This window comes from Chryseobacterium sp. SORGH_AS_0447 (genome assembly GCF_030818695.1).
Taxonomy (GTDB): Bacteria; Bacteroidota; Bacteroidia; order Flavobacteriales; family Weeksellaceae; genus Chryseobacterium.
Map to the genome: position 1 here is coordinate 355,456 of NZ_JAUTAR010000001.1, position 13,077 is coordinate 368,532.

12 protein-coding genes and 4 tRNA genes are annotated in these 13,077 nt (G+C 40.3%); 3 read left to right on the top strand and 13 right to left on the bottom strand.

Features of this window, described 5'->3' with window-relative positions; all coding sequences use genetic code 11:
• Window positions 1–4: 4 nt before the first annotated feature.
• The 12 genes from QE422_RS01655 to QE422_RS01710 all read right to left on the bottom strand — a co-directional run bounded on the left by QE422_RS01655 (window position 5) and on the right by QE422_RS01710 (window position 9,303).
• Window positions 5–1,057, bottom strand: coding sequence for an endonuclease/exonuclease/phosphatase family protein (locus QE422_RS01655; RefSeq protein WP_307454651.1), 1,053 nt, complete (start codon window positions 1,055–1,057; stop codon window positions 5–7).
• Complete coding sequence (locus QE422_RS01660; protein ID WP_307454652.1) at window positions 1,054–2,040, bottom strand: endonuclease/exonuclease/phosphatase family protein; 987 nt, start codon at window positions 2,038–2,040, stop codon at window positions 1,054–1,056. Before QE422_RS01660 ends, QE422_RS01655 begins: the two co-directional genes overlap by 4 nt.
• A gap of 10 nt (window positions 2,041–2,050) precedes the next feature.
• Window positions 2,051–2,806, bottom strand: a complete 756-nt coding sequence (locus QE422_RS01665) for a rhomboid family intramembrane serine protease (RefSeq protein ID WP_307454654.1) — start codon at window positions 2,804–2,806, stop codon at window positions 2,051–2,053.
• 3 nt (window positions 2,807–2,809) lie between these two features.
• On the bottom strand, window positions 2,810–4,600 hold the full coding sequence (gene mutL / locus QE422_RS01670) for a DNA mismatch repair endonuclease MutL (protein ID WP_307454655.1): 1,791 nt from the start codon (window positions 4,598–4,600) through the stop codon (window positions 2,810–2,812).
• A 325-nt stretch (window positions 4,601–4,925) separates the two neighbouring features.
• Window positions 4,926–5,771, bottom strand: coding sequence for a YoaK family protein (locus tag QE422_RS01675; RefSeq protein WP_307454657.1), 846 nt, complete (start codon window positions 5,769–5,771; stop codon window positions 4,926–4,928).
• A gap of 22 nt (window positions 5,772–5,793) precedes the next feature.
• A complete protein-coding gene (locus tag QE422_RS01680; protein ID WP_307454659.1) occupies window positions 5,794–6,288 on the bottom strand; it encodes a hypothetical protein in 495 nt (164 codons plus the stop codon).
• Window positions 6,289–6,521: 233 nt separating this feature from the next.
• Complete coding sequence (locus tag QE422_RS01685) at window positions 6,522–7,934, bottom strand: HAMP domain-containing sensor histidine kinase (protein WP_307454661.1); 1,413 nt, start codon at window positions 7,932–7,934, stop codon at window positions 6,522–6,524.
• Between the two features lie 3 nt (window positions 7,935–7,937).
• A complete protein-coding gene (locus QE422_RS01690; RefSeq protein ID WP_307454663.1) occupies window positions 7,938–8,642 on the bottom strand; it encodes a response regulator transcription factor in 705 nt (234 codons plus the stop codon).
• A 98-nt stretch (window positions 8,643–8,740) separates the two neighbouring features.
• Window positions 8,741–8,822, bottom strand: a tRNA-Leu gene (locus QE422_RS01695).
• Window positions 8,823–9,050: 228 nt separating this feature from the next.
• Window positions 9,051–9,134 (bottom strand) — tRNA-Leu (locus QE422_RS01700).
• Window positions 9,135–9,139: 5 nt separating this feature from the next.
• Window positions 9,140–9,215: transfer RNA gene (locus tag QE422_RS01705), tRNA-Gly, on the bottom strand.
• A 6-nt stretch (window positions 9,216–9,221) separates the two neighbouring features.
• A tRNA-Leu gene (locus tag QE422_RS01710) sits at window positions 9,222–9,303 on the bottom strand.
• 178 nt (window positions 9,304–9,481) lie between these two features.
• Between QE422_RS01710 and QE422_RS01715 the strand changes: the two genes are divergently transcribed.
• The 3 genes from QE422_RS01715 to QE422_RS01725 are packed head-to-tail and all read left to right on the top strand — an operon-like array spanning window position 9,482 to window position 11,447.
• Entirely contained in the window at window positions 9,482–9,859 is a 378-nt protein-coding gene (locus QE422_RS01715) for a DUF3127 domain-containing protein (RefSeq protein ID WP_225687715.1), read from the top strand.
• A 57-nt stretch (window positions 9,860–9,916) separates the two neighbouring features.
• Window positions 9,917–10,570 carry a leucyl/phenylalanyl-tRNA--protein transferase gene (aat, locus tag QE422_RS01720; protein ID WP_307454666.1) on the top strand — a complete coding sequence of 218 codons (654 nt, stop codon included), beginning with the start codon at window positions 9,917–9,919 and terminating at the stop codon, window positions 10,568–10,570.
• Window positions 10,557–11,447: a DMT family transporter gene (locus QE422_RS01725; protein WP_307454668.1), complete on the top strand. Its 891-nt coding sequence runs from the start codon at window positions 10,557–10,559 to the stop codon at window positions 11,445–11,447. Before aat ends, QE422_RS01725 begins: the two co-directional genes overlap by 14 nt.
• A gap of 76 nt (window positions 11,448–11,523) precedes the next feature.
• Here the strand turns inward: QE422_RS01725 and QE422_RS01730 are convergent, their stop codons facing one another.
• Window positions 11,524–12,906: a tetratricopeptide repeat protein gene (locus QE422_RS01730; RefSeq protein WP_307454669.1), complete on the bottom strand. Its 1,383-nt coding sequence runs from the start codon at window positions 12,904–12,906 to the stop codon at window positions 11,524–11,526.
• Window positions 12,907–13,077: the final 171 nt, after the last annotated feature.

Sequence of the window (13,077 nt, forward strand, 5' to 3'; positions counted from 1 at the left end):
GGAACTAATTTAACAGAAATTCCGCAATTACAGGATAATGATCTGACAATTCAACGGAATTATCCACTTTATAGCTTAAAGGGATGATGGATTTCGAGCTGAAAATATAATCGATCCTCAATGGTACTTTATAATCGTGGAAACTGGAGGAATTGCCGTTTCCTGCTGCTAAAAAAGCATCCTGAAGGTCTTTCCCCAGATTATAATATTCATAAGAATTCGGGACGGAATTGAAGTCACCGGCCAGAATTACCGGATACGGTGAAAGATCTACGGCTTTCCTTATTTTTTTGATCTGGTCTTCATGCGCCTTAAACGTTGGGGTCATATGCGAAAGAAGGGTATTTATTTTATTTCCTTCTTTGCTGAAACCGTCAAACTTAAGCATGGATTTCTGCAAACGGAAAGGTTCAAGATATACATTGATGATCCTGATGATTTTCCCGTTGATGTCTACATCGGCATAGAAAGAATTTCCTCTCGACTTATCGGTAATGAGTTCTTCCTGCCTTACGATTTTATGCTTTGTTTTCAGAATAACGGAAGGGTATTTTACCATATCCTGCTTTAGGGCATGGTTGGTATCCTTTTCCTGCACTAAGATGATATCCGCATCCTGATCGGTAATGTATTTCTTTACTTTTTCCCATCCTGATTCTCCGTATTTTACATTAAAAGTTATTACTTTAATATCCCTTACCGATTTTGTATTTTCCGTTTTCGGCGTAAAATTAATCCATCTTCTGATTGGATTATAAAAGAGGAAAGTGCCTAACACAAAAGCAATGGCAAATTTCTTTCTTCGGATGATCCAGAATAATGTAAAAATAATGTGAAGAGAAATAAGATAGGGAAATCCCAGCGACAGAAGGTTGAGAACACTTAAAAGGTTAGGAGGTACCCATGCGTTTCCTAAGGTACACAGCAGCAAAACAGCAATGGTAATGTGGGCAAATAACAATATCTGGCTCAGCTTCATGAAAAACAGTATAAGGTACCGTGGCAATTTCTGCAAAAATCCTACCACAGCCAAAACTTTAACGGTTTTTATGATCACTTTTCGAGCTTAAAGGTTGCCACCACCGGAAAATGATCGGAAATCTTTACGGAACGGTCCACTTTGTAACTGAGTGCCTTAATTGATTTTGAAGTGAAAATATAATCTATTCTGATCGGGAACTTATAGTCGTGAAAGCTGGTGCCACTTCCCCGCCCTGCTTCTAAAAAGGCATCTTGCAGCCCTTCTGAAAGATGATAATATTCATAAGAATTGGGAACGGAATTAAAGTCGCCCGTCAGGATCACCGGATAAGGGGAATTTTCCACAGCTTTTTTAATGACCTCCACCTGTTCCTGATGAATCTTAAAAGTAGGAATCAGCCTTTTGATGATATCTTTTATTTTTTCTTCATCCTCTTCGTTGTTTCCATTAAGTTTGACCATACTTTTTTCAAACCTGAAAGACTCAAGATGGATTCCTATAAACCGGTATATTTTCCCTTTAATTTCGATATCAGCCTGTAGAGCAGGATTAATAAACTCGTTATTACTCAAACCTATCGATTGTATATTAATTATCTTATATTTCGATAAAATAGTTAGGTCGCCTTTAACGATAAGGTTATAGCCCGAAGACTTATAAGCTGTTCCGAGATCTTCCTGAAGAAGAATAACATCTGCACCGGAATTTTTTAGATAATTTTCTATCTCGGCCTTTGCGTTACCTCCTGATCTTGTATTGAAAGACATTACTTTCAGATCAGGCACTTCAGTTTTCACTGAAGAATAATTTACCCATTTCAACACCGGATTAAAAAAGAGCAATCCCAGAAAAAAGAAGACAAAAGCCCTTTTCTTCCAACAAATGATCCAGAAAAGAGTGAGGGCTACATATCCGAAGATCAATCCCGGAAAAGCCAGGGACAGCAAATTAAACCACGGGAAAACTTTCGGTGAAATATAATCATTGAGAAGCATTCCTACTAAAAGCAGAAAGATCCCCAGGTGCAGCAACAGAAAAATAAGGCGGACGATTTTCACAGGATCTTAATTAATTAAATCTGTATAAATGCCTTTTCCATATTTTTGCCAGAATGAAGCCTGCCACCGCCCCACCTACGTGCGCCAGATGAGCAACCCCTCCGGCATTTCCGGAAATTCCTAAATATATAGACCCGATGACAACAACCGGCAAAACATATTTTACTTTAACCGGAATAGGAATAAACATAATTGCAATTTTTGCTTCAGGATATAGCGTAGCAAAAGCAGCTATTACTCCGAATATTGCACCGGAAGCCCCAAGCATAGGAGTTCGTAAAGCGATATAAAGCTGTTGTGATAAAGCCTGCCCCTCTGCAGTTGTCGCGCTAATTTTTAAGTCTCCCGAATAATCAATGGCTGATTTAGCATAAATTTCAGAGGCATTCAATCCTAGCGCTTCAAGCCCAGATACAATCTGGCGAATCTCAATAAAATTCCACAAATTGAATAAGAAGAAAGCTCCCAATCCACTTACAAAATAGAGAATGATATATCTTCTTTCACCTAGACTTTGTTCCAGTACAGGACCAAAACTAAATAAAGTGAACATATTAAACAAAATATGCATAATACCTATACCTTCCCCTATCTGAGCATGCATAAACATATGAGTGATAATCTGCCAGGATCTGAAATTCGGCGAAAACGGATAAAATGCAGATAAGGTATTATATAACTGTGGAAAAAGAAAATTGGATATAATATAAACTACAATGTTTATAATAATTATATTCCTTGTAACTGGAGGTATAGTATTAAACATCTTCTAAAATTTATTCTTAAAATCATTAAACGGAACCTCGAAAAAGCATCTTTTCCCGTCCGGTAAAAATTCCGGAAAGCCCAAAGCCGTAAAATCCCGGATCAGCTGTTCCGCATCTTTTTTGTAGATAAAATCGAACCTGGATTTGGACTGCATCTTATTCCATTGGTTCTGATAATAATGCAGGAATTCTTCTTCCGATTTGTATTCCAGGATCTCGAAAAGGTTTTCCAAGAATTTCATCACCTGAGTTTCCTTCAGTCCTTCGGGTACGGCGTCGATTCTTAATACGCTTTCATGTGCCACACTCATTTCGAAGCCTAATTCCGGAAGGTATTTTTTTATGGAGTTGTATTTCGCTTTCTCAATTTCATTCATGTGGTATTCCAGGGAGAAGAGCAGCGAATGGCTGTTTGTAACTCCCCTTTTTGAAGGTTTTGTATTTTCCGAAACCCAAAGCCTGTGCATTCTTCCCAGATCTAGCATCAGGGTTTTATCGCCTTTATTGAAAAGCCAATACCCGTTTGGCAGCCGCATTAAATCCTCATCGAAATCTTCATCTTCAAAGAGGTTGATCTTCGAAGGTTCTGCCGTCGAAATATTCTGATGGTACATTTCCGTCAGATTTTGGATCTCGGTGTGGGTTACTTCGCGCTCTTCCAAGAAAGGATTATAATCCCGGTCTACAATGATCTCGGGCATTTTTATAACGGTATTTCCACCGCCATTGCTTTTGCTAGGAAAGGTTTTCTGCATCATATCATCCAGCTCGGGATCCCTTTCAAAATCAAGGCTTGGAGACACATTATAAATCCCCAGCGATCTTTTGATGGTGGATCGAAGCAGGGCGAAAATCAAATGCTCATCTTCAAATTTAACTTCCGTTTTCTGCGGATGGATATTCACGTCGATTTTCTCTGGATCAAGCTCAAGGAAAAGGAAAAAAGTAGGAACATAACCCGGCAGCAGCAGCCCTTCAAAAGCTTCCTGAACCGCCTTGTTGAAGTAGGCACTTTTAAAATACCTTCCGTTCACGAATAGGAACTGTTCGCCCCTGGTCTTTTTTGCCCCTTCCGGCTTCGCTACAAACCCGTGAAGCTTACACCAGATAATATCTTCTTTGATCGGAACGAGCTGCGGCTGAAGTTTCCTCCCGAAAATATCCACAATCCGCTGCATCTGGCTTCCTTTTCTTAGCCTGAATACCGCATCGTCATCATGGAAAAGGGAAAATTCCAGGTTTTCATGTGCCAGGGCCACTCTTTGAAATTCATCGATCACGTGCCTGAATTCCACATTGTTGTTTTTCAAGAATTTTCTCCTGGCCGGAACGTTATAGAACAAGTTTTTTATCAAAAAATTAGAACCGTCTGCCGTCTGGACCGGATCCTGAAACTGGAATACACCGCCTTCTATGTAAATATTAGTGCCGATGGTTGCTTCCGGCTGTTTTGTCCGCAGTTCAACCTGAGAAACGGCTGCAATAGAAGCCAAAGCCTCACCGCGAAAACCCTTGGTGGCAATCTTGAAAATATCTTCAGTAGCTCTGATCTTTGAAGTGGCATGTCTTTCAAAAGCCATGCGCGCATCGGTCTCAGACATTCCTTTGCCATTGTCGACAACCTGAATCAGATTTTTTCCGGCATCCCGAATAATCAACTCGATTTTGGTAGCTTCCGCATCAATCGCATTTTCCAAAAGTTCTTTTACAATGGACGCAGGCCTCTGCACGACTTCTCCTGCCGCAATTTGGTTGGCTACATGATCCGGTAAAAGCTGAATAATATCTGACATAAAAAACGTAAATCAACTTACAAAAATAGTCATTCAAATTAAGAATTAAAACTATAAATGCCTGAATTAAAATTTAATTATCAACATTTCAACAAAGTGAAACATGAACAGTCTACAGCAAAAAAGCCCTGATCACAACCCTTTATTAAAACACAATCCCCCAATTGCACAGGGGCAACAGGAGGATTGATTCACAGCTAGTTTACACAAAATTAATACTGATATTTATATCTCTTAATTAACATTCTATTTTTATATCTGCAGTCCGGGCAATGAACCGGAAAATTTTTATCAACAAGTTTCCGCTCTTTTACTTCATTCTGTTTTATTCATCGAAAACAAGTTTCCCTTTTTTCTGCCTTACAGACCGCTCCTTAATTTCCGGAACGCCATGGATTTTATGATACAGATAAGCGATTGCATTCGGCTTTTTATAAATCTTACTGTATCTGTATTTGGTATAAAAATGTCTGATATGAATTTTATAGGCGTCATACCCAATAACCACCAACAGACATGCACTGATTACATAAAACACCCTGAATTCGAGGTAAAAGTAGGTAAGTCCCGAGAAAACCGCTCCCAAAATATACGAAAGCATAATGCTCATCAACAGTTTTGCCCTGGCTACCAGTTCACCGTTATTTCTGAATTCCTTTTTGGTGAACATCGAGAATAAAATCCCAAGATCGGTAGTGGTTCCCGTAAGGTGGGTGGTTTTTACAGAGAAGTTGGAAATACTTGCCGTCAAACCATTCTGCAGACCTGTTGCAAACAGCATCAATGCGACCAGCCATTCTGTTTCTTCCAGTGTTTTGCGGTAATAAAACTGTCCGTAGATCCCCACAAACAGAAGACAGGCGATTTCCAGCACCAACGGCATGGCATGGGCGAAATATTTGCTCTTCTTATTAAACGTGATAACGATAAAATTCGAAACAAATCCTCCGAAGAAGAACAGGAAAATCCAAAGTCCCACCACCGCAACCTGCGACCAGTTTCCTTTACTGATCTCTGCTGCGAAAATAGCGTAATGCCCCGTTACGTTCGATGTAAAAGAGAGGAATATCAGAAGAGAGGCAATGTTTATAGTACCCGCGGTAAAGGCGGTCAGCGTCCCCAATCTGATGTTGTCTCCCAACGTTCTGCTGTTACTATAATTCCTTAACATTTTTTAAATTTTTAAAGTTTATTTAAGCTTCCACAAAGATCTCCGCCAGCCTTCCTTTTTCCGGAAGACGACCCCGTACTTCTAGAGAGATTTCCTGAGACTTCAGGTCTTTGCATTTTTTGATATAAGGAATCAGGTCGAATTTGCCCTTACCCTTGCTTCTGATCGATGGAGAATAATAAGCCTCCTCAATATTCTCAGCTTTCACATAATTGTTGAAAGTCCTCTGGAAGCTGCCGGTGAAAATGTCACAGACAATCTTGCCGATCAGATGAGGATATTTATTCCTGATAATTCCATAAGCATCGCAAAACTCCTGCGGCCTCAGCTTATTGAAAATCGTACTTTTCGTATTAAACAGAAGGTCTCTAATGGAATCTCCTGTATCATATCCCGAAACCAAAAGAATATTGTATTGATTCTGATCTTCCGAAGCGTCCTTTTCTCTCAATACTTTCTTCAAAATATTTAAAGATTCAAGAGAATAATCGGTGGCTATTAAAATCGTCTTGGTCATATTGTTGAGATTTAGGTTCGTATTGTATCTTTTTCGATAATACAAAACTAAAGAGACCAAATTAGAACACCTTTGGAACGGAATTAAAATGTGATTAAAGAGATTAGAATGTGATTAGAAAATTTGAGGCGAAGATTTGGATAAGCCGGAAGAGGGGAAGCTGGAGGCTGGAAGTTTTTCTTAGATATTATTTGCCTCACTACTTTTGCATTTAACTGTATTAATAAAGCCGTTTAACTATTTTCCTTATCCTCTGCCTGTGCATTATAGAAATTCGGGAAACGCAGTTGTACGGTAGTTCCCTGGTTTTCGTATGAACTTACGATCAGCTCGCCCTGATGCATCCTGACAATATTTCTTGCCAGCGGAAGTCCGATGCCATAACCTTCGTAATTTTTGGTGTTGGAGGCCCGGAAAAAAGGATCGTAAATTTTATTCATTTCTTCTTCGGGAATTCCGATCCCATTATCTTTTACAATGATATAAACATCGGTATCAGTGGCTCCTAACGAAACTTTAACCTGCTGGAAATCGGAATATTTACAGCCGTTCTGAATAATATTCGTTACTGCAAGATGCAGCAACTGTTCATTCCCCTGCACTTTCAGTTTTTTGGGATTATCCGGAAGCATGCTGATGTCCAGATAAATATTGTTTCTGAAATCGATTTTCCGCAGGGTTTCAATAACATCCCAAAGCAGCTGATCGATCCTTATCATGTCTACTCTCTGGATTTTTCCATTGAAACCGGTCTGAGCGATCATCAGCAGGGCTTTTATTTTTTTGTCCAGTTTTTCCGCTTCATCCAGAATAATCCCCAGGGTTTCTTTATATTCTTCATTGGTCCTGGAGATGGAAAGCGCTACATCCGCCTCCCCCATAATTGAAGTGAGCGGTGTCCTCAATTCGTGGGACACGTTTCCGATCAGATGGTTCTGGGTTTCAAAAGAAGTCTCGATACGGTTCAGCATACCGTTGAAAGTATCGATAAGCTCATTCAGTTCTTTATTATCCGGCTGAGGCTCAAGGCGCAGATGGAGATTTTCCGAACTGATTTCCTTTACTTTTCCCGTAATTTTTAAAATAGGCTTGAATAAGGTTTTGGAAAGATAAAACGAGAAAATCATGCTGAAGAACAGCGAAAGAACAATACAGGTAATCAGTGTCCGTTTCAGGAACCCGAGATAATACACCACATAATGGTTCTTGGCTGAGGCGATGGCAATGTAATTTTTATCATCATGCTTGAAAGTCTGCCCGATGTAATAAAACTCTTTATCGTTGTAATTGGCCTCTCCTTTTTTAACAATGCTTTTAAAAAAGTAAGAAGGAATATGAATTTCGTTTGAAATTTTCTGAAAGTTGGAATCTGCCGGAACCGCAAAAACATAATCCCGTTCCCTGGGTAGCTCTTCATCGTTCAACCCATTTAAGATATAGTTTTCCGGAAGATCCAGATCATCTTTTCCTTTTTCGATCTGGATGATGGTTGTGGTACGGATTTTCAGCAGCTCATAAAATCTTTGATGCGAGAAGTTGACAATCGAAAAATACACCAATCCACTGAACAGCAAGATAATGGCGGTAAAAACCAACATCAGGAGCACCATGGTTTTGGTCTGATTCGTGATCACTCTATTAAACATCTTTTAAGGTTTTTTCAAAACATATCCCATTCCTATAACGGTATGGATCAATTTATCTTCGTAATGATCCAATTTTTTTCTTAGATAATTTACATATACATCAACGACATTCGTACCCAGCTCGTAGTTTACACCCCAGACCGCATCGAGAATTTCCGCGCGGGAAATCACTTTCTCAGGGTTATTTAAAAAATATAAAAGCAGTTTGTATTCGGTGGAAGTGAGTGAGATGTCTTCGCCTGCCCGCGTTACTTTTTTGGTGTAATCATTAAGTACAAGATCCGAAAACTGGAATATATACTCCTGATCCACTTCCGGCTCGGCAATTTCGGGAGAACTTCCGTTGCCGCTCCTCCTCAGGAGAGATTTAATTCTGGCCACCAATTCAATAAACTTAAAAGGCTTTACGAGGTAATCATCCCCTCCGCTCTCCAGGCCAAGGACAATATTTTCTGAAGTCCCCAATGCCGTCAGAAATAAGATCGGCACATGCTCATTGGTCTTCCGGATTTCCTTACAGACATCCAGACCATTCATTTCCGGCAGCATAATATCCAGGATCACCAGATCGAAATCATTTGACTGTACCAGCTGCACCCCGGTTCTGCCGTCGAATGCCACAGAAACTTCATAGCCATTCTCCTGCAATCCTTTTTTGATAAAGGACACCACACTGGTTTCGTCTTCGATGAGGATAATTTTTTTCATAAGAAACTGGGACTTTCACAAAAGTAGGAAAAACTAAGGAAGGGTGCAAAAATCAAAAAACCTCCTTAATGAATGAATTACGAAGGTTTATAATCCTGTGCGGATGAAGGGACTCGAACCCCCATGCCTTGCGGCACCAGATCCTGATTCTGGCGTGGCTACCAATTACACCACATCCGCATCGAAGCGATAGTCGCCAAGACTGCAAATATAGGACATTTTAAAGAAAGAATGTAAAAGCAGTTATAAATTTATATAGTAAAATTAATGCAAGTAAAACCTCATTGTTCGGCACGCTCAGCATGAAGCAGATCTGAAGTTAAAATTTAATTGATCGTTAAGAAAGATCAATGCACAACAGATAAAAACAAAAAACCTCCGTAACGAATCATTACGGAGGTTTTTTAGTACCCCAGGCGGGACTTGAACCCGCACGCCAAAAGAGGCACAGGATTTTAAGTCCTGCGTGTCTACCAGTTCCACCACCAGGGCAGGCGTGGAGCGAAAAACGGGATTCGAACCCGCGACCCCAACCTTGGCAAGGTTGTGCTCTACCAGCTGAGCTATTTTCGCAAACTGTGCGGATGAAGGGACTCGAACCCCCACGCCTCACGGCACCAGATCCTAAGTCTGGCGTGGCTACCAATTACACCACATCCGCAGTTTTTATTAAGTTGTATTTTTAAAGAACTTGTTTCGTTTTCAGTGGTGCAAAGATAGGATAAATTCTTTTAACTCCAAATTTTTCACCAAAAAAAATTAAAATTTTTAGATTTTTTTTTCGGCATACCCTTTATTACAATTGATTTTATTACTTTTACATCGTTAATTAATATGATATGGAATTACAAGGAACGGTAAAGAAAATATTTGATGCTCAGACTTTTGCGAGCGGTTTCCAAAAGAGAGAAATGGTGATTCTGACGCAGGAGCAGTATCCGCAGCCGATAAACATAGAATTTTTGTCTGACAAGATCGGTTTATTAGATAATTTGAAAGAAGGCGAGAATGTAAAGGTGGGAATCAACATCCGGGGCAGAGAATGGGTTTCTCCTCAGGGCGAGACCAAATACTTCAACTCTATTACAGGATGGAGAGTAGAGAAAGTTTTTGATAACGGTTCAGAACCTACCCAGGCTGCACCTTCTCAATCCGCATCTCCGGTTTCTAATGAGAATCCATTTGCAGGAGACGACGATGATGATCTTCCTTTCTAATTAAAAGATAACACAATACATGAATCCTGCTTTTAAGCGGGATTTTTTTTCCTTAAAATGGTCCGATTAGACGAAAATGAGATTTCATTTCCCGATCCGCTGCTTTACGACGGGTACGAAGGAATTGTGGCTGTCGGCGGCGATCTTTCGGTGGAACGCGTCTGGTTTGCCTACCAGCTGGGCATTTTTCCCTGGTACAATCCCGGGGAAGAAATTCTCTGGTGGTGCCCCGATCCGAGATTTGTGCTGTTCCCGGATGCGCTGAAAGTTTCCAAATCGATGCAGAAAATCCTGAACCGTAATGTTTTTACCTTTTCCGAAAATCAGAATTTCCGGGAAGTGATTAAAAACTGCCAGGAAATTAACCGCCGCGGGCAGGACGGAACCTGGCTTTCCGAAGAGCTGATGCAGACTTTCATTAAGCTGCATGAATACGGGTTGGCAAAAAATCTCGAAGTATGGCAGGACGGGGAACTGGTCGGCGGATTTTACGGACTTCAGATCGGCAGGGTGTTTTGCGGGGAAAGCATGTTTGCCAAAGTGAGCAATGCTTCAAAAGCCGGATTTATCCATTTTGTGGAGACCCACAAGGATAGCCTTCAGATCATTGACTGCCAGTCGCACACGGATCACCTGGAAAGCCTTGGGGCGACCATGATCCCTAAAAAAGAATTTTTAAAAATTTTATACGAAAATAATGAACGCAGATAAAGAGAAGTGGGTTCTTCTTATTGTACTCAGCCTGATCTGGGGATCATCTTTTATCTTAATTAAAAAATCCCTGGAACATTATAATCCTTATCAGGTCGGTGCCTTAAGGGTTCTGATTGCCGGGCTTATTCTGATGCCGGTTGCCATCTCAAAGTACAGGCTGTTTCCCAAGAAGCATCTGAAATGGCTTATCCTGGCCGCTTTTACAGGAAACTTCATCCCCATGTTCCTGTTTCCGATTGCAGAAACGGAAGTAAGCAGCAGCATTGCAGGAATCATCAATTCGATGATGCCGATTTTTGTCATCATTGTGGGCGCTCTGGTATGGAAATTTGAAACGACGAAACAACAGATCATCGGGACATTCATCAGCTTCACCGGCGTCTGCCTCCTGGCTTTCGGCGGAAACGGCGATGAGGGGCAGTTTAAGCTGATCCCTATTCTTCTGCTGTTACTCGCCACTTTATGCTATGCTGTAAGCACCACTACTGTGAAATCCAAACTGATGGAAGTTTCCTCTACGGTGTTGTCTGCTTTTGTGTTTTCTTTTGTGCTATTTTTCCCTTCACTCATCGCTTTGGCAGGTACCGGATTTTTTTCCACCTTCAGCTTTGATGAAAACCATCTGACCGGACTGATGTTTGTTGGCCTGTTATCCGTATTCGGAACCGGGCTGGCCATGATGATGAATTACCGCCTTTTGAAAGTCTCTTCTCCCCTGTTTGCCTCAACAGTAACTCTGCTTATGCCGATCGTAGCAATTATCTGGGGTATTTTAGACGGCGAAAAGCTCTCTGTGATGCAATTTGTAGGCGCAGGGATTATTATTGCCGGACTGATCTTTTTGCGGGCAAAACCTAACGTTGTTAAAAAATAAAAATCCTGCATTGCTGCAGGATTTAATAAAATTCATAATCATAGGCTTGAATAAGCACTTTCGTACGTTTTCAGGTCTATGAATTTTTCTTTTTCACTTTAGCCTTCACCTTTTTTACCTCGTCTTTAATAAAAGGATATTTTTTCTGCATATCCGTTACCAGGGTAGGATCAAGATCCAATGCTTTATGAAGCGATTCAATACCTTTTTCCTGATCTTTCAAGTTCAGGTAGCAATTGCTCAGCTGATAGTATAATTCGGCCCTATTGTGCGCTTTTACCGCTTCATTCAGAAGTGTTACGGCTTCTTCATATTCACCCAACAGCATCAGGACTTCAGAATAGGCATACCAGTTATAAAATCTTGTCGGCTCCGCATCCACCAGTTTTTTCAGGCAGGAAAGGCTTTCTTCAAACTTCCCGGAATCGATGAATAAAAAAGCCAGCCGTTTCTGGTAATCCAGATTGTTCTCATTCAGATGGGTTGCTTCTTTAGCAAAATGCAGGGCTTCTGTCATTCCGCCCATTTCCTCATAAATGTAAGACTGCTCCATCATCGCCAGATAAAACTGGGGATCTTCCCTCAGCGACTTCTGGAAAGCATTTAAAGCTACAATCGGCTGTTTTAATGCTTTATAGCACAATCCGATTTTATAAAAGGTAAATGCTTTGGTATATTCCAGCTCAAGCATTTCCTCATAGACTTCAATGGCTTTTTTGTATTGCCCCAACGCTTCATAACAGGCCGCTTTGTTGGCATATACGCCTACGGAATTGGAGTTGATGGCCAATAAATAGTCGTACCCTTTAATGGCTTCGTCATAATTTTTCCGGTTGAAGTAAAACTGTCCGTACTCGAACCAGGCTACTTCCGAATAAGCAAACTCATCCAGGTATTCATTAAGGAAGGCGATTGCCTCATCATTCTTATTCAGGTCAGCAAAGCACACCATGCAGTTTTCCAGGGAATATTCATCCGTCGGATCTTCTTTCAGTGCTTTCTTATAATGTTTAAGAGCGTTAAAAGGATCTCCTAAATTTACATATTCATCCGCAATAAAGTTGTGAAGGAAATTTTCTTCTTCCCTCAGCTCTAATGCTTTTTTACAAATTTCAATGGATTTTTTAGGATTTCCCAGATTCGAATAATACTTCGCATAGCACACCAGAAAGTCGGTGTTTTCCATAGAAGAACCTTTCAGCTCATCGATAAGTTCTTTTGAAGTATTATAGTCTTCCCATTCCAACAGGATTTCAAGCTTTTTGATCTTGATATCCAAAGAATTGGGGTGAAGCTTGAGAGCATAATTAACGGCTACATCGGCATAATTAAAATCTCCCAACTCCAGATAATAAACAATAATGTCTTCCAGCTCTTCGGTATCGAAGTAAAATTCATCATTGTTATCCATCATTTCTTCGAACTTCTTCACAAGTTCATTTCCAAAATACTCTTCCAATACTTGTATCCTTAGTCAATCAATGTCTGAATATGCTTACAAACCTCGACAAACTTTTTTAAATTAATATTACTTCTGAAATTTAAGATTCAAAAGGTATGCAAAGTTGCGAATTTTTTTCGACATTCCTCTTCGTAAATTTCTATTTTAAAGATAGTAAAAAGAATAGTA